The organism is Pseudomonas sp. PA1(2017) (assembly GCF_001945375.1).
Taxonomy (GTDB): domain Bacteria; phylum Pseudomonadota; class Gammaproteobacteria; order Pseudomonadales; family Pseudomonadaceae; genus Aquipseudomonas.
In genome coordinates this window covers 44,899-63,682 of sequence record NZ_MSXU01000010.1, presented here as the reverse complement: position 1 = coordinate 63,682, position 18,784 = coordinate 44,899, and the positions used below count along the sequence as shown (strand labels likewise).

Annotated in this window: 21 protein-coding genes and 4 tRNA genes; 16 read left to right on the top strand and 9 right to left on the bottom strand. The window is 59.7% G+C overall.

Annotated elements, in window-relative coordinates; genetic code table 11:
* The first annotated feature begins 64 nt into the window (after positions 1-64).
* The 4 genes from csrA to BVH01_RS14840 all read left to right on the top strand — a co-directional run bounded on the left by csrA (position 65) and on the right by BVH01_RS14840 (position 695).
* Positions 65-250, top strand: coding sequence for a carbon storage regulator CsrA (csrA, locus tag BVH01_RS14855; RefSeq protein ID WP_013792214.1), 186 nt, complete (start codon positions 65-67; stop codon positions 248-250).
* Between the two features lie 61 nt (positions 251-311).
* Positions 312-402: transfer RNA gene (locus BVH01_RS14850), tRNA-Ser, on the top strand.
* A gap of 68 nt (positions 403-470) precedes the next feature.
* A tRNA-Arg gene (locus tag BVH01_RS14845) sits at positions 471-547 on the top strand.
* A gap of 71 nt (positions 548-618) precedes the next feature.
* Positions 619-695 (top strand) — tRNA-Arg (locus BVH01_RS14840).
* Positions 696-798: 103 nt separating this feature from the next.
* Here the strand turns inward: BVH01_RS14840 and BVH01_RS14835 are convergent.
* Complete coding sequence (locus BVH01_RS14835) at positions 799-1,305, bottom strand: DUF4124 domain-containing protein (protein ID WP_075931098.1); 507 nt, start codon at positions 1,303-1,305, stop codon at positions 799-801.
* A gap of 319 nt (positions 1,306-1,624) precedes the next feature.
* Here BVH01_RS14835 and mgtE point away from each other — a divergent pair, with 319 nt between their 5' ends.
* On the top strand, positions 1,625-3,067 hold the full coding sequence (gene mgtE, locus BVH01_RS14830; protein ID WP_075931097.1) for a magnesium transporter: 1,443 nt from the start codon (positions 1,625-1,627) through the stop codon (positions 3,065-3,067).
* Between the two features lie 115 nt (positions 3,068-3,182).
* Here mgtE and BVH01_RS14825 read toward each other — a convergent pair whose 3' ends face one another.
* Positions 3,183-3,512 (bottom strand): Arc family DNA-binding protein, encoded by a 330-nt coding sequence (locus BVH01_RS14825; RefSeq protein WP_075931096.1) that lies wholly within the window; start codon positions 3,510-3,512, stop codon positions 3,183-3,185.
* Positions 3,513-3,931: 419 nt separating this feature from the next.
* Between BVH01_RS14825 and phnN the strand changes: the two genes are divergently transcribed.
* A complete protein-coding gene (phnN, locus tag BVH01_RS14820) occupies positions 3,932-4,492 on the top strand; it encodes a phosphonate metabolism protein/1,5-bisphosphokinase (PRPP-forming) PhnN (protein ID WP_075931095.1) in 561 nt (186 codons plus the stop codon).
* Positions 4,493-4,519: 27 nt separating this feature from the next.
* Here the strand turns inward: phnN and BVH01_RS24445 are convergent, their stop codons facing one another.
* From BVH01_RS24445 to BVH01_RS14810, 3 genes are all read right to left on the bottom strand, one after another.
* Positions 4,520-4,702: a PA3371 family protein gene (locus BVH01_RS24445; RefSeq protein ID WP_139315626.1), complete on the bottom strand. Its 183-nt coding sequence runs from the start codon at positions 4,700-4,702 to the stop codon at positions 4,520-4,522.
* Between the two features lie 186 nt (positions 4,703-4,888).
* Positions 4,889-5,125 (bottom strand): hypothetical protein, encoded by a 237-nt coding sequence (locus BVH01_RS14815; protein WP_075931094.1) that lies wholly within the window; start codon positions 5,123-5,125, stop codon positions 4,889-4,891.
* 178 nt (positions 5,126-5,303) lie between these two features.
* Entirely contained in the window at positions 5,304-5,771 is a 468-nt protein-coding gene (locus tag BVH01_RS14810; RefSeq protein ID WP_075931093.1) for an Lrp/AsnC family transcriptional regulator, read from the bottom strand.
* Between BVH01_RS14810 and BVH01_RS24665 the strand changes: the two genes are divergently transcribed.
* From BVH01_RS24665 to BVH01_RS14790, 5 genes are all read left to right on the top strand, one after another.
* Positions 5,766-5,921: a hypothetical protein gene (locus BVH01_RS24665; RefSeq protein WP_168177290.1), complete on the top strand. Its 156-nt coding sequence runs from the start codon at positions 5,766-5,768 to the stop codon at positions 5,919-5,921. The two genes, BVH01_RS14810 and BVH01_RS24665, sit on opposite strands and share 6 nt — an antisense overlap.
* Positions 5,922-5,972: 51 nt before the next feature.
* On the top strand, positions 5,973-9,440 hold the full coding sequence (locus tag BVH01_RS14805) for an indolepyruvate ferredoxin oxidoreductase family protein (RefSeq protein ID WP_075931092.1): 3,468 nt from the start codon (positions 5,973-5,975) through the stop codon (positions 9,438-9,440).
* 222 nt (positions 9,441-9,662) lie between these two features.
* Positions 9,663-9,737, top strand: a tRNA-Arg gene (locus BVH01_RS14800).
* 426 nt (positions 9,738-10,163) lie between these two features.
* On the top strand, positions 10,164-10,820 hold the full coding sequence (locus tag BVH01_RS14795; RefSeq protein ID WP_371915286.1) for a YceH family protein: 657 nt from the start codon (positions 10,164-10,166) through the stop codon (positions 10,818-10,820).
* Between the two features lie 171 nt (positions 10,821-10,991).
* Complete coding sequence (locus tag BVH01_RS14790; RefSeq protein ID WP_075931090.1) at positions 10,992-12,326, top strand: MFS transporter; 1,335 nt, start codon at positions 10,992-10,994, stop codon at positions 12,324-12,326.
* 10 nt (positions 12,327-12,336) lie between these two features.
* On the opposite strand, the gene BVH01_RS14785 is transcribed toward BVH01_RS14790, so the two are convergent.
* The 4 genes from BVH01_RS14785 to flgA form a co-directional block, all read right to left on the bottom strand.
* On the bottom strand, positions 12,337-13,086 hold the full coding sequence (locus BVH01_RS14785; protein WP_075931089.1) for a flagellar brake protein: 750 nt from the start codon (positions 13,084-13,086) through the stop codon (positions 12,337-12,339).
* A 77-nt stretch (positions 13,087-13,163) separates the two neighbouring features.
* Positions 13,164-13,631, bottom strand: a complete 468-nt coding sequence (locus tag BVH01_RS14780; protein ID WP_075931088.1) for a flagella synthesis protein FlgN — start codon at positions 13,629-13,631, stop codon at positions 13,164-13,166.
* A 106-nt stretch (positions 13,632-13,737) separates the two neighbouring features.
* Complete coding sequence (gene flgM / locus BVH01_RS14775) at positions 13,738-14,073, bottom strand: flagellar biosynthesis anti-sigma factor FlgM (RefSeq protein WP_075931087.1); 336 nt, start codon at positions 14,071-14,073, stop codon at positions 13,738-13,740.
* 145 nt (positions 14,074-14,218) lie between these two features.
* Positions 14,219-14,977, bottom strand: a complete 759-nt coding sequence (gene flgA, locus BVH01_RS14770; protein WP_075931086.1) for a flagellar basal body P-ring formation chaperone FlgA — start codon at positions 14,975-14,977, stop codon at positions 14,219-14,221.
* 79 nt (positions 14,978-15,056) lie between these two features.
* Between flgA and BVH01_RS14765 the strand changes: the two genes are divergently transcribed.
* From BVH01_RS14765 to flgD, 5 genes are all read left to right on the top strand, one after another.
* A complete protein-coding gene (locus BVH01_RS14765; RefSeq protein WP_075931085.1) occupies positions 15,057-15,980 on the top strand; it encodes a chemotaxis protein CheV in 924 nt (307 codons plus the stop codon).
* 101 nt (positions 15,981-16,081) lie between these two features.
* Positions 16,082-16,909 (top strand): protein-glutamate O-methyltransferase CheR, encoded by an 828-nt coding sequence (gene cheR, locus BVH01_RS14760; RefSeq protein WP_075931084.1) that lies wholly within the window; start codon positions 16,082-16,084, stop codon positions 16,907-16,909.
* Positions 16,910-17,195: 286 nt separating this feature from the next.
* Positions 17,196-17,606: a flagellar basal body rod protein FlgB gene (gene flgB / locus BVH01_RS14755; protein ID WP_075931083.1), complete on the top strand. Its 411-nt coding sequence runs from the start codon at positions 17,196-17,198 to the stop codon at positions 17,604-17,606.
* Between the two features lie 11 nt (positions 17,607-17,617).
* Entirely contained in the window at positions 17,618-18,061 is a 444-nt protein-coding gene (gene flgC, locus BVH01_RS14750) for a flagellar basal body rod protein FlgC (protein ID WP_075931082.1), read from the top strand.
* A gap of 14 nt (positions 18,062-18,075) precedes the next feature.
* Positions 18,076-18,747, top strand: coding sequence for a flagellar hook assembly protein FlgD (gene flgD, locus BVH01_RS14745; protein ID WP_075931081.1), 672 nt, complete (start codon positions 18,076-18,078; stop codon positions 18,745-18,747).
* The last annotated feature ends 37 nt before the right edge of the window (positions 18,748-18,784 follow it).

Here is an 18,784-nt window from a genome sequence, read left to right as displayed (position 1 = left end):
TCAGGCCGGCGCTTTTCACGTTTGCAGACTTGTTGTCCGAAATTGAATCCGTAAGGAGAAAGGAATGCTGATTCTGACTCGCCGGGTCGGAGAGACCCTGATGGTGGGTGACGAAGTCACCGTCACCGTATTGGGTGTTAAAGGTAATCAGGTGCGGATTGGCGTCAACGCGCCGAAGGAAGTCGCCGTTCACCGCGAAGAGATTTACCAGCGCATCCAGAAAGAGAAGGGCGAAGAACCAAACCATTAATTTTTCTCAAAATTTTGGTTTGCAAACGGGGAAAACATGTTTATCATGCGCCCCGTGTTGCGGAGAGGTGGCCGAGTGGCCGAAGGCGCTCCCCTGCTAAGGGAGTACACCTCAAAAGGGTGTCGGGGGTTCGAATCCCCCCTTCTCCGCCATTATTTGGCAAGCCGGGTTTTACCGGGCTGGCAAACAACCAGAGGTGATCTGGTATAAAAACACCAACGGACTCATAGCTCAGCTGGATAGAGTACTCGGCTACGAACCGAGCGGTCGGAGGTTCGAATCCTCCTGAGTCCGCCATATTGAATGGCTTGCAGCAGTGCAGGGCATTTAGCGTCAACCAGCGGTGATCTGGTCTAAAAGCGCCACACGGACTCATAGCTCAGCTGGATAGAGTACTCGGCTACGAACCGAGCGGTCGGAGGTTCGAATCCTCCTGAGTCCGCCACATCAAAAGGGCCTGCAGCGATGCAGGCCCTTTTTCTTTGCCTGGTGTTTTTGCCTGGGCGCTGTTGCCGTTTCAGCGGCCGTGCGTGAAGCGGTAACAGGTCTCATCGTCTGCCGGTCACGCAGCCTTCTTGGTCGAAGGTGACGGTGCGGCGTTCGCTGTTGTGCTTGCTCGCGTAGTGGTAGGTGGTCTGGCCGTTGCGTGTGCTGATGCGATCAGGCTTGCCCAGGGCGCTTTCCACGTCGCTGCGGGTCATGCCGGCGCGTACCTGCTTTCTGATGATCGCTTCGCGTCTGGCGCTGCCGGTGACGGCATTGTCGCAGCCGTCCTGCTGACCGCCGACCACGGTCAGGGTGCTTTCACTGGCATCGATCCTGGCGGCGTTGCCGGCTCTGTCATCGCTGTTCGGAATTGCGAGCGGAACGGGGGCGCCGCTTCCGGGTCTTGGATTATGGGTGCTTTGTATGTGCTGCTGCTGATGGTCGCTGCAGCCGTGCTGGGAAAAGGTGACGTGGCCATCGGCGTCTTCGCAGCGAAAGACGCTCGAGGCCTGTGAAAGGGCGGGGCAGAGCAGAATGGCGCATACGGCTGCGCCATGCATCCAGCGCATAGGGCTTCCTCCTGGTCGGGTGCTCGCAAGCGTAGGTCATGCCCTTGCGGTTGCCAGGTGTCTTGTGCCGATTTGGTAACGTCGCATCACCGGACTCGTGCCGATGCTCTCAAGAAAATGCTGCAAGCGCTTGTCCTGCCATGCCTTTGTCACGTACGTGGCCGATTGGCATGTTATTATTCGCGCCGTCAGCCCCGCCGGGGCTTGTGGATTCCTTCCATGGACTTACCCAGTAGTAACTCAGAATTCCAAGTGTGCAATCACGTATTGACTGATTGACCCTCGCTGGCGCGCGCCGCCGCTGGGGGCGGAGTGTGCCATGACCGAAGTAGAAGCTAAGAAGCCGCAAGAAAGCCTGCAGGATCGACTCGCTCAGGTCGTCGAACTGTTGCAGCGGCACAGGCTGGTCGAAGACCTGACTCATCGCCAGGAAGGCCCGCACCACGACCGCGTCGAAGGTCTGGTGCATCGGCAGAACCTCACCGAGCTGCAGCGCAAGCTCGACGACCTGCACTCGGCCGACGTCGCTTACATCCTCGAAGCCTTGCCGTTGGAAGACCGCCTGACCATCTGGCAGCTGGTCAAGGCCGATCGCGACGGTGACATTCTTCTTGAAGTGTCCGATGCCGTCCGTGAAACCCTGCTGGCCGACATGGAGGATCACGAGATCCTCGCGGCCGCCAAGGAGATGGACGCCGACGAACTGGCCGACCTGGCCTCCGAGCTGCCGCGCGACGTCGTGCACGAGCTCATGGAAACCCTCGATGCCCAGCAGCGTGAGCGGGTGCGTTCCGCGCTCTCCTACGAGGAGGAGCAGGTCGGTGCGCTGATGGACTTCGAGATGGTCACCATTCGCGAAGACGTCAGCCTCGAAGTGGTGTTGCGCTACCTGCGCCGTCTCAAGGAGTTGCCGGGCCATACCGACAAGCTGTTCGTGGTCGATTACGATGGCGTGCTGAAGGGCGTGCTGTCGATCAAGCGTCTGTTGGTGAACGACCCGGAAAAGCAGGTCGCCGAGGTCATGGCCAATGATCCGGTCAGCTTTCATCCTGATGAAGACGCCTATGACGCCGCCCAGGCGTTCGAGCGTTATGACTTGATTTCCGCGCCCGTGGTCGACAAGAACGGCAAGCTGATCGGCCGTTTGACCATCGATGAGATGGTCGACCTGATTCGTGAGGAGAGCGAAAGCGAAGTCCTCAATATGGCGGGTCTGCGTGAGGAAGAAGATATCTTCGCCTCGGTGTGGAAGTCGGTACGCAACCGCTGGGCCTGGTTGGCCGTCAACCTGATCACCGCATTCATGGCGTCGCGCGTCATCGGCCTGTTCGAAGGCTCCATCGAAAAATTGGTGGCCTTGGCGGCATTGATGCCGATCGTAGCGGGTATCGGCGGTAACTCGGGTAATCAGACCATCACCATGATCGTGCGGGCCATGGCGCTCGACCAGGTCAGCACCGGAAATACCTCGCGACTGATTCGCAAGGAATTGGGCGTCGCGTTGATCAACGGCCTGGTGTGGGGTGGGGTGATCGGCGTCGTGGCCTATGGGTTGTACGACAGTTGGTCGCTGGGTGTGGTGATGACCGCGGCGATGACGCTCAACCTGCTGCTCGCAGCGCTCATGGGGGTGCTGATCCCCATGACGCTGATGCGCATGGGGCGTGACCCTGCGATGGGCGCCAGTGTGATGATCACCGCGGTTACCGACAGCGGCGGTTTCTTCATCTTCCTGGGGTTGGCCTCGCTGTTCCTGCTTTAGGCGCCCGTTGGCAGCCAACAAAAAAACCGGCCTTTAGCCGGTTTTTTCGTTTCTATGCCGTCGCTCGCGGGGCGCCGCAAGTGGCGTAAAGAGCTTTCTGCGATGGCGCGCTGTGTCAGTCGTCGTTGCCGGCGGCCATCTCTGCATCGTGCGCAATCAGCGCTACCAGGGCGTTCTGCTGGCGACGCGACAGCTGTCGAAAACGTTGCAGCAGCTCGCGCTCGTGCAATGACAGTTCAGGGCTGTCGAGGCTTATGCCGAGCTCATCGTCCAGCGCGCCTTCCTGAAGCATGCTCTGCTCCAGGCGAGCGATGATCTCGGAGTTCATGCTGCGATGGTGTTGGCGAGCCACTTCAGCAATGCGCTCGCGCATGCCGTCGGGCAACCGAACGACGAACTTGTCAGCCGTACGGCTGGAGTAGATAGCCTGTTTCATAGGGCGCATACATCAACCAAATTAGTTCAGGGAAACGAAGCTGTAATGGCATATAGCTACGGAATGTCAGAGTTCTGACCATCTTTCGCCCATGCCGTTCAACGACGTCGGCATTTTGTCTGGTGATCGTACTTCTTGCCAGCAGATATTTGACGCCAATTACGTGTCGTATTCTGGACTGGGTACCGGCTTTTTGCCAGCACAACTTGTCGAAATTGATTCTGATTGCGCGCAGCGTCGCATTTCTGGTGGATGGCAGTGGGCCGCCTTTTGCGATATTCACCAAGAATCGAGATAAAAAATGCGTTTTCTATGCACTCGCGCATTAGGTAGCGCCCGTGCAGCGTGAATTGCATATGATCGGCATCCGCTGCAGCCCTGTGTAGCTGGTTAATGTTCTGTGTTTTCTCTTCTCGGCGAGGTGTTTGATGAATGCTGGCAGGCTGATCTACCTGATGGGACCTTCGGGGGCCGGCAAGGACAGCGTGCTACAAGGCCTGCACCCCTATCTTGAGGGGCGTCGCTGCCGCATAGCCCGGCGGGTCATCACCCGTTCAGCCGAAGCGGTGGGTGAACAAGCCATTGCGGTGTTGCCAGACGAGTTCGACGAACGCGAGCGCGCTGGCGATTTCGCCATGGTCTGGCGTGCCAATGGTTTGGCTTACGGTATTCCCAGAGAAATAGACGGGTGGCTCGCGGACGATTGCCAAGTGATCGTCAATGGCTCACGGAGCTATCTGGAAGAGGCTCGCCGAAGGTATCCCGATCTGCTTGCCGTTCTGTTGGAAGTCGAACCCGCCATTCTCAGGCAAAGATTGCTTGCGCGAGCCCGGGAAGATGCCGTTCAGATCGAAGCGCGATTGATACGTGGCGCCGAGCTGGCTGCCAGTGCCCTCCTGCAAGGTGACGAGCGCATCGTCCGGCTCGATAACTCCGGCAGTCTCGATAACGCCGTGCAGCGATTACTCCAGCTCATCGACAGCCGATAGCTGGCTCGAGCGAAGAGTGATCGTGCCCTAGCGCAGGATAGGGTCGAACTTGACCCGCTTGCCGATCAGCAGGGCAACGGCCAGGGCGACACTGCTCATCGTCAGGGTGACCTTGGCGGTGGACGTGAGCCACGTCGCCTGATCGGGCAAGGCAAGCAGAGCGCCTGATAGAACCGCGATCAGCAGAAACAATACAGCTGGTTTAGACATCATGCTCTCCTCGCGCGGCAGGGTTGCCTCTAGAAAAAAGGGTCGTGGGGACCATTGTGATCATCATTGGAGTGTTGGGGTGGAGCTCTATCCGAGAGTCCATCGATCAGCCAGATGGCCGTACAGGTGATGGTTGCCAGTAGCAGCACGAAACCTGGGAAAAATACGCTCCACATGATCAGGCACTCAGAATGTGAAGCGCTGTTGTGGACGTGGCTCCCACTCACCGGTGGTCAGCGGCTTGGCAGCAAATTGACCAGGCTCGACTTTGGTGGCGTGTTGAAATTGCACCGGAGTGGCGCGCATCTGCTGAACCAGCTGCATGGCGGTCGCTTGTTGCTGGTTGTTCTGGAAATTGGCGAATGCGGCGCCTGCAAGCAGGGTCAGGGCAATGGCAGTGGCCAGGGCGATGAGGCTGTTCATGGGGTGGGTTCTCGCATTCGAATTCTATGCGAGTGAGATAGCAGTTCCCGTGCCAGGAATTTATTCAAAAAAAATCTTTTAAAATCAATAGCTTAGTTACTGATATCTCGTGCGTTTCCGTGCATGTTGCAAGGTGCTTGAGTTGTTGTATTGCAAAATGCACGGCGACTCTCGCGAGTCAATCCAAAGGCAATTCGGTAGTGCGCTTGACTTCGCTCATCGCGATGCCGGAATGGGCTTCCTGCACATGGGGCCGCTGGAGCAATTGATCACGCAGAAAACGCTCGTAACTGGCGATATCCCGCGCCACGACCTTGAGCAGATAGTCCGAGCTACCTGCCATGGTGTAGCACTCGATGACCTCGGGATAACCGGCAATCGCACGCTCGAACTCATCCAGATTGCTACGCCCATGGGCGGACAATTTGATGCTGACGAACACCGTGATGGTGAAACCGAGCCGCTTGTGGCTGAGCAACGCTACCTTGCGCTCGATGAAGCCTTCTTCCTGAAGGCGATTGATACGGCGCCAGCAAGGCGATTGGGACAGTTCGACCTTCTTGGCGATTTCCGCGGCGCTGAGGTCGGCATTGCGCTGCATGAGACGAAGGATTCGGCGGTCGATTGCACTGAGGGAGTCATGCATATTCGTTTCCGATTTGTGATTATTTTCGAAACGTTCATGCGCAGTATTGGCGTTGGCGGCATAAATGGGAAAGAAAAAATTGCCACGCTCCGGTCTATGCTTAAGGCAGTCATCCTCACAGTGATCCTGGTGGATGCAACAGGCAGGTGATTAACCGTGTCACCTGACAGGTCGCTATAAAAACAACAGGAGCGCCGTCTTATGTCTCTGGCCGAAATTCGTCTGGACGACAAATACCGTCTCGCGACGGGCCATTTGTACCTCACCGGCACCCAGGCGCTGACCCGCCTGCCCATGCTGCAAAAGCAGCGCGACGCCGCTGCCGGGTTGAACACCGCATGCTTCATTTCAGGCTACCGCGGATCGCCTCTGGGCGGCCTCGACAAAAGCCTTTGGGAGGCTCGCGAATTTCTGCAGCAGAACGCCATTCATTTCCAGCCCGGCGTCAATGAGGAACTCGGCGCTACGGCGGTGTGGGGCAGCCAGCAGACCAACCTGTTTCCAGGCGCGCGCTACGATGGCGTGTTCGCCATGTGGTACGGCAAGGGCCCCGGTGTTGATCGCAGCGGCGACGTGTTCAAGCACGGCAACTCGGCCGGCGTATCGCCACACGGCGGTGTGCTGGTGCTGGCAGGTGATGACCACGGCTGCAAGTCCTCGACCATCGCCCATCAGAGCGAGCACGCCTTCATCGCCGCTTCCATGCCGGTGCTCAACCCGGCCAACGTTCAGGAAATCCTCGACTACGGCATCATCGGCTGGGAGCTGTCGCGTTACAGCGGCTGCTGGGTGGCGCTGAAGACCATCGCCGAGAATGTCGATTCTTCCGCGGTGGTGGATGTCGATCCGCAGCGCATCAAGGTCGTGATCCCCGATGATTTCGCCTTGCCCGAGGACGGCGTGCACATTCGCTGGCCCGATCCACCCCTGGCCCAGGAGAAGCGCCTCAACGTCTACAAGATTTACGCGGCCCGTGCGTTCGCCCATGCCAACGGCTTGAACAAGGTGATGCTCGATTCGCCCAATCCGCGCTTGGGGATCATTACGACCGGAAAATCCTATCTCGACGTACGCCAGGCACTGGATGACCTGGGCCTGGACGAAGCGCTATGCGCACAGATCGGGCTGCGGGTATTGAAAATCGGCATGAGCTGGCCGCTGGAGCCGGTTTCCGTGCATGGCTTTGCCGAAGGCCTGGACGAGATTCTGGTCGTCGAGGAAAAACGCAGCATCATCGAGGATCAACTGACCGGGCAGCTCTACAACTGGCCGGTCGGTAAACGGCCCAGGGTGGTCGGTGAGTTCGACGAGCATGGCCAGTCGCTGTTGCCCAACCTGGGCGAGCTGACCCCGGCGATGATCGCCCGCGTGATTGCCCGGCGTCTGGCGCCGATCTACAACAGTGCAGTCATCGAAGCGCGACTCGGCTTTCTCGATGCCAAGGAAAAAGCCCTGGCGGCGCGCAGTTACAACACCGTGCGCACGCCGCATTTCTGCTCGGGCTGCCCGCATAACAGTTCGACCAAGGTGCCCGAGGGTAGCCGCGCAATGGGCGGCATCGGTTGTCACTACATGACTCAGTGGATGAACCGCAGCACCGATACCTTTACCCAGATGGGCGGCGAAGGGGTGACCTGGATCGGTCAGGCGCCGTTCACCGATACGCCCCATGTGTTCCAGAATCTGGGCGACGGGACCTATTTCCATTCCGGGCACCTGGCACTGCGGGCTGCCGTAGCCGCTGGCGTGAACATCACCTACAAGATTCTCTACAACGATGCGGTGGCCATGACCGGCGGCCAGCCCGTGGATGGCGAGTTGCGGGTCGACCAGTTGAGCCAGCAGGTCTTCGCCGAAGGGGTCAAGCGCATCGCGGTAGTCAGTGACGAGCCGGACAAGTACCCGAGTCGCTCCAGCTTCGCGCCGATCACCAGTTTCCATCATCGCCGCGAACTCGACGCAGTGCAGCGCGAGTTACGCGACTTCAAGGGCGTGTCGGTGATCATCTACGATCAGACCTGTGCGACCGAAAAACGTCGGCGCCGCAAGCGCGGCAAGCTGGTCGATCCGGCGCGGCGGGCGTTCATCAACTCCGCGGTGTGCGAAGGCTGTGGCGACTGCAGCGTGAAATCCAACTGCCTGTCGGTGCTGCCGCTGGAAACCGAACTGGGGCGCAAGCGGGAAATCGACCAGAACGCCTGCAACAAGGATTTCAGCTGCCTCGATGGCTTCTGCCCCAGTTTCGTCACCGTGCACGGCGGTCAGCTGCGTCAGCCCCAGGCGCTCGGTGCCGGGGCGCTGTTCGTGGCCTTGCCGGAGCCGCGCCAGCCCGCCCTTGACAGGCCCTGGAACATCCTTCTGCCCGGCGTCGGCGGCAGTGGGGTGACCACCGTGGGCGCTCTATTGGGTATGGCGGCGCATCTGGAGAGCAAGGGCTGCACGGTGCTCGATCAGGCCGGCCTGGCGCAGAAGTTCGGGCCGGTGAACACCCATGTGCGCATCGCCGCCCGGCAGGACGACATCTACGCCGTGCGGATCGCCGCGGGGGAAGCCGACCTGCTGATCGGTTGCGACCTGGTGGTGGCGGCCGGCGACGACGCGCTGGCCAAGCTCAATGAGAAGGTCTCTCACGCGGTCATCAACGACCACGAAGCCGCTACGGCGGAATTCACCCGTAATCCCGACGCCCAGGTGCCGGGGCCTGCGATGCGCCAGGCGCTGGTCGACGCGGTAGGGGCCGAGAAAACCTGGTTCGTCGATGCAACGCATCTGGCGACCCGCCTGCTCGGCGACAGCATCGCCACCAACCTGTTCATGCTCGGTTATGCCTATCAAAAGGGGCTGGTGCCGATCAGCGCACAGGCCATCGACAAGGCCATCGAGTTGAATAACGTGGCGGTCGAGTTCAACCAGCAGGCCTTCCTGTGGGGGCGGCGTGCCGCCTACGATGCTGCCGCCATCGAGCGTCTGGTTCGCCCGCAGGGAGATGACAGCAAGCGCTGCAGCACGCTCGATGAAGTCATCGAAGACCGCGTCGCACGGCTGACTGCCTATCAGAATGCCCGCTATGCCGACCGCTACCGCCAATTGGTCGGCCGCGTTCGCGCACGCGACAGTGAGCCGGGACAGCGCCTGACCGAAGCCGTGGCGCGCTATTACTTCAAGCTGCTGGCCTACAAGGACGAGTACGAGGTGGCACGGCTATACAGCGACGCGGCGTTCGGCGAAGCGCTGCACGCTCAGTTCCAGGGCGATTTCCGTCTGCAGTTCCACTTGGCGCCGTCCTGGCTCAGCCGTACCGATCCGGTAACCGGAGAGCCCCGCAAGCGCAGCTTCGGTCCGTGGATGCTCAATGCCTTCAAGTTGCTGGCCAAACTGCGCGTACTGCGTGGTACCTGGCTGGACCCGTTCGCGCGCAGTGAGGAGCGCAAACTGGAACAGGCCTTGATCGAAGACTACGAGCGCAGCGTTGGTCAGTTGCTGGAGTCGCTCGTTACGGGTCACTACGAGACAGCACTGGCCATTGCCGAGCTTCCCGAGCAGATTCGTGGCTACGGGCATGTCAAGGAAAAAGCGGTAGAGCGTGCTCGCATGCATGAGCGACAACTGCAGGAAAGGCTCAAGGCCGGCCAGGCAGTGGTCGTGAAACTATTCGAGCCGGCTGCCTGATCGAGCGTGGCGACATGACAAATCCGTTTGCGCTGGTTAACATGCCGCCCGGCGCCCAAACAGGCCGTTGAAAAACGTAGGCGAGGCAGACAGCGCAAGGCAAAAACATGCGAAAAAGCGGAGTGTACAAGTAGTACATGAGCATTTTGAGCCTGTTTTTAACGCCGCGATGGCAACGCAGCTAGTTTTTCAATAGCCTGCCAAGGGCGCCGGATCAATTGGGTCTCCTTAGTTCAACGGATAGAATAAGCCCCTCCTAAGGGCTAGATGCTGGTTCGATTCCAGCAGGGGACGCCATGATCCGCACGCCTCGATCCTGGCATCGGTCGTGTCAACGGTTTGCGTTAGCCTGAAAAAGAGAAAACGCCGAGAGCCAATTCCGACGTCGCTTGCGACCACCCGTAAGGGAGTGTCGTCAGGAATGGCAGGCAAAAAAAGACCCGGCAAAAAGCCGGGTCAATAACCGTGATTAGCCTGATGAGGAGATAAACTGGAAGCATCCGACCAGGAAGCTTTCAGGTTATCCAACCAGCCTCGCGGCTGGTGATGTAGATAATAGTCATTCTCGATTATTAGTCAATAAAAATAGTTCTCATTTCTCGCCTCCTGCTGGTATTGATTTCTTGTGTCTTGAAAATCAGCGACTTGCATGGTGACAAAATCTCTTTCACGCATGTCATCTTCACTGCACTCGGGCTACGCTAGGGGCAACCTCCAGGCTTGGTGAGCGACATGACCGAAGATTCCCCCGACACTTCTCCGCTGAGCGCTGCTGAAACGCGCATTCTGGGTTGCCTGATCGAAAAGCAGGCCACGACGCCCGAGGCCTATCCGCTGACGCTCAATGCGCTGGTGCTCGCCTGCAACCAGAAAACCAGCCGTGACCCATTGATGAACCTGACCCAGGGTGCAGTAGGGCAGGGGCTGCGAAGCCTGGAAGAGCGGGGCTTCGTGAAGCTGGTAATGGGCAGCCGAGCCGATCGCTGGGAGCATCGAATCGACAAGGCGCTCGAGTTGGTGGCCCCGCAGGTGACTTTGCTTGGCCTGCTGTTGCTGCGTGGGCCGCAGACGACCGGCGAACTGCTGGCGCGAAGCGGTCGCCAGTACGAGTTCGACGACGCTCAACAGGTGCAGCACCATCTCGAGCGAATGATCGGCCGGCAGCTCGTGGCTCAGGTCGGCCGCCAGGCGGGGCAGCGCGAGGATCGTTACGCGCAGCTACTCGGTGACCCCGAGCAAACTCAGGCCCAGCTCCAAGAGCGGGCGCAGCGCACTGAACCGTCGACGGGTGATTCCACGCAGCGCCTGGAAGCCCTCGAAGCCCGTATAAGTGCGTTGGAAGCGCGGCTGGCGATGCTGGAAAGCAACGCTGGCGAATGAGCATTTTTGCATTTGTTTGCAGGGTCGCTGGAATCAGTGAACTGTGCCCGACGCGCACCATCCATATGGCACAGCGGCAGCCCAGTAGCCTTGGATGAAAGGTGACTTGCCTGGTCGCCCGTCGAACATAGGCCTGCTCTCGGAGCCGGTACAAGGAGTCGTTGCAGCCCAATGCGCTTGATCTGGAAGTCCTTCAGTTCCCTTTATATCGCCACCGTCCTGATGCTGCTGGGTTCCGGCTTGCTGAGCACCTACTTGGCGTTGCGCCTGGCTGAGTCCGGTGAGGGCGTATGGGCCGGTGCGTTGATGGCGGCCAATTATTTCGGCCTAGTGCTGGGCGGCAAGATCGGCCATCGGCTGATCGCCCGCGTGGGGCACATTCGAGCTTACGTGGCCTGTGCCGGTGTCGTGACCGCGGCGGTGTTGGGCCACGGCCTGCTCGACTGGTTGCCGGCGTGGCTGGTGCTGCGCGTGTTGGTCGGCCTGGGGATGATGTGTCAGTACATGGTGATCGAGAGCTGGCTCAACGAGCAGGCGGAGACCAAGCAGCGTGGCCTGGTGTTCGCCGGCTATATGGCGGCTTCCTATCTAGGCCTGGTACTCGGCCAACTGGTGCTGGTGGTGCATCCGACACTGGGGCTGGAGCTGTTGATGCTGGTGGCCCTGTCATTCGCCTTGTGCCTTGTGCCAGTGGCGCTGACCCGTCGTCTGCACCCGGCGCCCCTGCGACCTGCACCATTGGAAATGCGCTTCTTCTTTCGCCGCGTGCCGTTGTCACTGACCACCATCGGCGTCGCAGGCCTGATGATCGGTTCCTTTTACGGTCTGGCGCCGCTGTATGCGGCAGAAATGGGGCTGGCCACCGAACAGATCGGTATCTTCATGGGCTGTTGCATTCTCGCTGGCCTGGTCGTGCAAGCGCCGCTGGGCTGGCTCTCGGACCGCTTCGACCGGGTCAAGTTGATCCGCGGCATGTCGGCTGCACTGCTGCTGGTGGCTTCACCCCTGGCCGTGCTCTCCGAAGCGCCCCTGTTGCTGCTGATCTCGGTCGGCTTCATCGTCAGCATGTTGCAATTCAGCCTGTATCCACTGGCCGTGGCATTCGCCAACGACCACGTGGAGACTGATCGGCGGGTGTCGCTTACCGCCATGCTGTTGGTCACGTTCGGGGTGGGTGCCTGTATCGGTCCACTGCTGGTCGGCGTACTGATGCGTTTCTTCGGGGCCAACATGCTGTACGCGTTCTTCTGCCTGTGCGGGCTGTTCCTGGTCTGGCGCGTTCGTTCGAACATCGTCACCCACCTGCACCAGGTCGACGACGCACCGCTGCATCACGTGGCCATGCCGGTGAACATGACCGCTTCACCACTGGTGGCGGCGCTTGACCCGCGTGTCGATGAGCAGGTGGTGCAGGAACAGATGCAGGAGCCTGTAGTGAGCGAGTCGGACAACACTGAAAGCCAGACTGAGAGCTCGCAACCGTCGGCCTCCACGCCACCGGCGTGACGCGCTAATGCTATAGAAAAGTGTCGCTATCGAAGCGGCGCGCCTCGCGCTGCAACTGGTAGACGAAGCGCTCAATCAGGCGCTGCTGGAGGCCGCTGAGGTTGTCGAAATGCAGGCCAGCGAAAGTAACGTCCAGCTTGTCGTCGTAGCGGGTATGCCGCAGTTCGACGGCCGCTTCCAGCTTGCCGACCGGCAGTTGGGCGCAGAATCCTTCATAGACTTGCCCGGGTTGCAGCTGCTTGCCGACGTCGCCGGCGAGGCGGATCTTGCAGCCTGATGCCGAGATGTCCAGCATCAAGCCGTCGAGAGGATTGCGCAGTCGCGTTCCGCCTAGCTGTACCTTGACCTGTTCCGACTGCTTCAGTGCAGCGCGAAAGGCATTGCGCCGCTGGTGGTAGAGCACCTCGGCGGGGATGACGCCGACATAGCAGCGTTCGCCCTGGTATTCACCAGTGCGCATGCCCGTTGGGCACTCCCAGGCGATGCGTACGCCGTCATGCAACGACTCGACACTGAAGGCTTCACCATTTTGCAGGTACCGTTCGCCGTCGCTAGGGATCATTTCGTCGAGAATCAGCAGGTTGCGCTCTCGGTCGATCTCGATCACATAGCTCTGGAAGCGCTGGTTGCGCTCCAGAAAAGTCAGGGTCAGCGGATCATGGTGTTGTTGCAGCAGACGTAGGTTGGCAATGATCTCCACGGGCGCCTTGAGCACCTTGGGAGGTTGCGGGCCACAGTCCTGAGCGAAGGGGTTGGACACGGTCCAGTGATCTCCGGGGCAAGGTACTGCTGCGTCGGGTGAGGCGAAGAGGCTTCACCGCGCATCTTGTCGTTATGTCAGGCCTGGCTGAGCGGGCGCTTGTTGCCGATTTTAGCGGTACCGCCGCTGCTGTCATAGAGCGAAGGTGTTTCGCTGCCGCGCAGGATGCCGAGCATGCTGGCGGTGGATTGCTGGCTCGTGCGGATGATTCGGCCATTGCGCAGGTTGGCTTCCTGGCAGCGTTCGAGCAATTCGCTCAGCCGTTCGCTGGCCTGAATGAGTTCGTCGCCCTTGTCCGAGCGTTCGGCAAGCGCTTTCAAGCCCGAGCGGTCAGGACTCAGCTGCAGGTTTACCAACGCTTGCGTGCGACTCTTGCCGTGTTGGTCGAGCGTGGCCAGAAGCGGCTGTTTGCTCGCCAGGATTTCCTGCAGTTTGCTGAGGTCATGTTCGCCGAGGGCTTCATATTCGGCTTCGATCAGCTCAAGCAGTTGCGCTGCGTGGCCGATATCCTCGTTGAACAGGTCGAGCAGGGGCGTGATGTTCATGGTTCAGGCTCTCTGGAGTGGAACCGCTAGGCGCACGTCTGCTGTAGCAGCGGACTGGCATCAAGTCGGTTTCCGGGCGTCCAACACCCCAGTGCGAGCCGGAAGACTAGCGCTGGGATTCGAAATTGAGCAGCTTGCTGGCAACGCGCTGGCTGTCGACCTGGTAACTGCCGTCGGCAACAGCCTGTTTCAGCTTGGCCACTCGATCGCTATCGACGGCAGGCTGATCGCGCAGCTTGTCGACGGTTTTTTGCAGCTGTTGCGCTTCGCTGCTCAGCTGAACGGACTCGCCGCTCTTGCTATCTGTTGCCGCTGGCTGGGCCGTAGCGGTGCTGCCGGCAGCCTTGTTGTCGATGGCTTCGTTCTTGCCGCCCTGGGTGCTGCCCGCACGATTGGTGCTGGCTGGCGTGGAGCTGTTGAGTCGGTTGAAGTCGATGACCATGATGCAAAACCTCTAACGGTGTGTGGACGCTTGCCTAGTGTGTCGGCTGTGCCCGGAAAAACTTTAGGCAAAAAAAGTCGCGTCGCTCGCACAGTCTAAAACAGCCTCGTTCGCCCGTCAGCCAGTCCGTTGGCCGGACGCATTCTCACATCGATACTTCAACCTGCCCAGGGCCGGTCACTCGCGCGCGCACCACGCGTTGCGAACTCTGATTACGTACGCTGATTTGCTTGCCCACGGCGCCATCGGAAAGCGCTTCACCGGGCATGCGCACATTGATGCCGCCGCTGCGGGCGCTGATCACCACCTGATCGCCGCGGCGGATGACTTCCGCCTGGCGGATGAAAGTAGGCGACAGCACCTGATCGGGTAGCAGCGGGCGGGTGCTCTTGCGACCGATCGCCTGTTCCAGGTCGATCATGTAGCCCTGGTTGAGTAAGCCGACGTCGCGCTCGGCAAGCATCAGGTCACCTTCACCGAGCACGCCTTCACGTTTGATCGGGCGTACCACGGTCACCACTTCGCGGTAGAGGCGAACCTGCCCAGGGACGAATACCGTCCAGGGTGATGTGCCGTCACAGCGTACTCGCATGGTCACCCGGCCGACCGGTTCGGCTGGCGTTTCCAGGGTGACCGTCAACGGCTGGTCGCACAAGGGCAGGCGCAGGCGCGGGTCGAGCCGGTTGATCTGCACCTCGTGGCGCCCCTGAATATTGCTGCGCTGCAAATAGTCTGCAACTGCCTGCTCAAGAAAGAGCTGGGTCTCGCCGATAAGCTGATCGGGCAGGGTGACGGAGGCAGTTGTCAGCGTGCTATAGCCGAGCGCCATCAAAGCAGGTAAAACTGCCAGGCAACGAAGGCTCTTGGCCATCGCGCGTCGGATAATTGTCATTCGTGCATTCATGTCTGGTTCGAAGCAAGGCGCGTGCCGCCTGCTACGCTAACCAAATCTGATGTGTTACTGGAATCTTGGGAGCCCGTACATGGCCGGTGTGATGGATTCGGTCAACCAGCGAACTCAGCTGGTTGGGCAAAATCGCCTGGAACTGCTGCTGTTTCGTCTCGACGGCTCTCAGCTGTACGGGATCAACGTCTTCAAGGTGAAGGAGGTGTTGCAGTGCCCGAAACTCACCATCATGCCCAAGTCGAGCCCGGTGGTTCGCGGCGTGGCCAACATCCGTGGCGGCACTATTCCGATTCTGGATCTGTCGATTGCCACCGGCAAGCGCCCGCTGGGTGACATCAACGGCAGCTTCGTCATCATCACCGAGTACAACACCAAGGTTCAGGGTTTTCTGGTGCGCTCGGTCGAGCGCATCGTCAACATGAACTGGGAAGAAATCCACCCACCACCCAAGGGCACCGGGCGCGATCACTACCTGACGGCCGTCACGCGGCTGGATGACAAACTGGTCGAGATCATCGATGTAGAGAAGATTCTCGCCGAAGTGGCGCCTACTTCCGAGGTGATCTCGGCTGGGGTGATCGATGTCGAGGTGCAGACCAAGGCCGTCAGCCAGCATGTGCTGATCGTCGACGATTCTTCTGTGGCTCGTAAGCAGGTGATGCGTTGCCTGCAGACTGTCGGCGTGGAAGTCACGGCATTGAACGATGGCCGTCAGGCCCTTGATTACCTGCAGGCCATGGTTGCCGAGGGCAAGTCGCCGGAGCAGGAGTTGTTGATGATCATCTCCGACATCGAGATGCCGGAGATGGACGGCTATACCCTGACCGCCGCGATCCGTTCCGATCCGCGCATGCAGAAGCTGCACATTCTGCTGCATACTTCGCTGTCCGGCGTGTTCAACCAGGCCATGGTGAAGAAGGTGGGCGCCAACGACTTCCTGGCGAAGTTCCGCCCGGATGATCTGGCTTCCCGGGTGGTGGATCGCATCAAGGCCGGCTGATCGTCAGCGTTACCAGGGTTGCTCGGTAATGGCAGCCAAACCGGCGAACGCTTCACCCGCGTTCGCCGCTTCCGATTCAATAGATGGACGAGGCCTCACGAGTGTCTTCAGGTAATTTGGATTTCGAGCAATTCCGGATCTTTCTGGAAAAAGCCTGTGGCATCGTGCTGGGCAGCAACAAGCAATACCTGGTTTCCAGCCGGTTGAACAAGCTGATGGAAATCAACGGCATCAAGACCCTGGGTGAGCTGGTGCAGCGCATGCAGAACCAGCCGCGCAGTGGTTTGCGCGAGCAGGTGGTCGATGCGATGACCACCAACGAAACCCTCTGGTTTCGCGACACCTATCCGTTCGAAGTGCTCAAGAATCGCGTCTTGCCCGAGCTGATCAAGGCCTACCCAGGGCAGCGCCTGCGTATCTGGTCGGCCGCCTGCTCCTCGGGCCAGGAACCTTACTCGCTGTCGATGAGCATCGATGAGTTCGAGCGTAGCAACATCGGTCAGCTCAAGGCCGGGATCCAGATCGTGGCTACCGACCTGTCGCCCACCATGCTGAACAACTGCAAGTCCGGCGAGTACGACAGCCTGGCCATGGGCCGCGGCCTAGCCCAGGAGCGTCTGCAGCGCTATTTCGACCCCAAGGGGCCGGGGCGCTGGGTGGTGAAGCCGGCCATCAAGAGCCGCGTGGAGTTCCGCCCGCTCAATCTGCTCGACAGCTACGCCAGCCTCGGCAAGTTCGATATCGTGTTTTGCCGCAACGTGCTGATCTATTTTTCGGCTGAAGTGAAGAAGGACATCCTCACGCGCATTCACGCCATGCTCAAGCCGGGTGGCTATCTGTTTCTCGGCGCCTCCGAAGCACTCAACGGCTTGCCCGAGAAGTATCAGATGGTGCAATGCAGCCCAGGCATCATCTACAAGGCCAAGTGATTCTTGCGCCATCGAGAAAAGCGGGAGGCCTGGGCATCCCGCTTTCTTTTCAGCTCCAGCTCATCCGACGGTGCTTTGTCGCCGTCGCGTCAGAAAAGCGGCAAGTCGCCGTTGATATTGCCGCCCCTGCCTTGCCAAACGGCGGAAAAGCTTTGCCGCTATTGCTGCGAAAGCCCGCTGCTTTTCGGTGATCCTGCTGATTTATAAGTAAAAAATTTAGTTGGCACATGCCTTGCTATGGTCTCTGCACGTAAACAGGCGAGCCGCTACGGCAAAGGTTCCTGAAATGAGCATCAGTTTCGACAGCGCACTTGGCATTCATGAAAAGGCCCTGGGCTTTCGTGCCCAGCGTGCCGAGGTGTTGGCCAACAACATGGCCAACGCCGACACCCCAGGCTACAAGGCACGTGATCTGGATTTCGCCTCCGTGCTGGCGCAGCAGGCCGCCAAGAGCGGCGGTAGCGGCAACTCGGGGCTTAAAACCACCAATAGCCGCCATATAGCAGCAGAAGGCGTGCCAATGGGTGATGCGGCGCTGGCTTACCGCACCCCTACTGCGCCCTCCATCGACCAGAACACCGTCGATGCCCAGGTGGAACAGGCCAATTACGCCGATAACGCGGTCGCTTTCCAGACCAGCTTCACGCTGCTCAACAGTAAATTCAAAGGGCTCGTCAGCGCCCTGCGTGGTGAATAAAGGAGCCTGATATGTCCCTCACCAGTGTTTTCAATATCGCCGGAACCGGTATGAGCGCCCAGAGCACTCGGCTCAATACCATCTCCAGCAACATTGCCAACGCCGAAACGGTTTCGTCGAGCATCGACCAGACCTATCGCGCACGCCATCCGGTGTTCGCCACCGTTTTCCAGAATGCCCAGGGCGGCACCCACGGCTCGCTGTTCGCCGATCAGGATCAACCCGGTGCCGGCGTTCAGGTGCTCGGTATCGTGGAGGACCAGAGCAGCCTGATGCCGCGCTACGAGCCCAATCATCCGGCGGCGGATGAGGCGGGTTACGTGTATTACCCAAACGTCAACGTGGTCGAGGAGATGGCGGACATGATTTCTGCCAGCCGCGCCTTCCAGACCAACGTGGAAATGATGAACACCGCCAAGCAGATGATGCAGCGCGTGCTGACTCTGGGTCAGTGAGCGGGGAGTGAGAGATGAGCACTGTTGATGGCGTCAGCTCCAGTTCGGTACTGGACAAGTATCAGGTCAAGCAGGACAGCACGCAGAACAAGGAACTGGGCAAGGATCAGTTTCTCAACCTGCTAGTGGCCCAGCTGAACAACCAGAACCCGCTGGAGCCCCAGGGCAATGGCGAGTTCATCGCGCAGCTGGCGCAGTTCAGTACCGTTGAGGGGGTCGAGAAGCTCAATTCGAGCATGGAGACCATCCTGTCCGGCTATCAGTCTTCGCAGGCGCTCCAGGCTTCCTCGTTGGTCGGGCGCAAGGTGATCGTGCCGGTCGACAAGGCGGTCGTCGATACCAGCGAGAGCTTCAAGGCCAGCGCCGTGCTGCCGACCAGCAGCAGTAACGTGTACGTCAACGTCTACGACAGCGCCGGCGCGGTGGTCAGTCGTATCAACCTGGGTGAGCAGCAGGCCGGCAACGTCAGCTTCATCTGGGACGGCAAGGACTCGAGCGGCAACGTCATGAAGCCAGGTACCTACAGGTTCGAGGCGCAGGCCACGTACGGCAACGAAACCAAAGGGCTTTACACGCTGTTGCCGGCCAACGTCGACAGCGTAACCCTGGGTGGCAACGAATTGATGCTTAACCTGGCAGGAATCGGCAACGTGCCGTTGTCCCAGGTGCAGGTCATTGGTCAGTAATTAACAGGCTGTAAATGCCGGGTTTTCGGCAAGGAGA

Coding starts and splice junctions, on each gene's coding strand:
- csrA (WP_013792214.1), top strand. CDS start 65: ATGCTGATTCTGACTCGCCGGGTCGGAGAGACCCTGATGGTGGGTGAC.
- BVH01_RS14835 (WP_075931098.1), bottom strand. CDS start 1,305: ATGCGCTGGATGCATGGCGCAGCCGTATGCGCCATTCTGCTCTGCCCC.
- mgtE (WP_075931097.1), top strand. CDS start 1,625: ATGACCGAAGTAGAAGCTAAGAAGCCGCAAGAAAGCCTGCAGGATCGA.
- BVH01_RS14825 (WP_075931096.1), bottom strand. CDS start 3,512: ATGCGCCCTATGAAACAGGCTATCTACTCCAGCCGTACGGCTGACAAG.
- phnN (WP_075931095.1), top strand. CDS start 3,932: ATGAATGCTGGCAGGCTGATCTACCTGATGGGACCTTCGGGGGCCGGC.
- BVH01_RS24445 (WP_139315626.1), bottom strand. CDS start 4,702: ATGTCTAAACCAGCTGTATTGTTTCTGCTGATCGCGGTTCTATCAGGC.
- BVH01_RS14815 (WP_075931094.1), bottom strand. CDS start 5,125: ATGAACAGCCTCATCGCCCTGGCCACTGCCATTGCCCTGACCCTGCTT.
- BVH01_RS24665 (WP_168177290.1), top strand. CDS start 5,766: ATGCATATTCGTTTCCGATTTGTGATTATTTTCGAAACGTTCATGCGC.
- BVH01_RS14810 (WP_075931093.1), bottom strand. CDS start 5,771: ATGCATGACTCCCTCAGTGCAATCGACCGCCGAATCCTTCGTCTCATG.
- BVH01_RS14805 (WP_075931092.1), top strand. CDS start 5,973: ATGTCTCTGGCCGAAATTCGTCTGGACGACAAATACCGTCTCGCGACG.
- BVH01_RS14790 (WP_075931090.1), top strand. CDS start 10,992: ATGCGCTTGATCTGGAAGTCCTTCAGTTCCCTTTATATCGCCACCGTC.
- BVH01_RS14780 (WP_075931088.1), bottom strand. CDS start 13,631: ATGAACATCACGCCCCTGCTCGACCTGTTCAACGAGGATATCGGCCAC.
- flgM (WP_075931087.1), bottom strand. CDS start 14,073: ATGGTCATCGACTTCAACCGACTCAACAGCTCCACGCCAGCCAGCACC.
- flgA (WP_075931086.1), bottom strand. CDS start 14,977: ATGAATGCACGAATGACAATTATCCGACGCGCGATGGCCAAGAGCCTT.
- BVH01_RS14765 (WP_075931085.1), top strand. CDS start 15,057: ATGGCCGGTGTGATGGATTCGGTCAACCAGCGAACTCAGCTGGTTGGG.
- flgB (WP_075931083.1), top strand. CDS start 17,196: ATGAGCATCAGTTTCGACAGCGCACTTGGCATTCATGAAAAGGCCCTG.
- flgC (WP_075931082.1), top strand. CDS start 17,618: ATGTCCCTCACCAGTGTTTTCAATATCGCCGGAACCGGTATGAGCGCC.
- flgD (WP_075931081.1), top strand. CDS start 18,076: ATGAGCACTGTTGATGGCGTCAGCTCCAGTTCGGTACTGGACAAGTAT.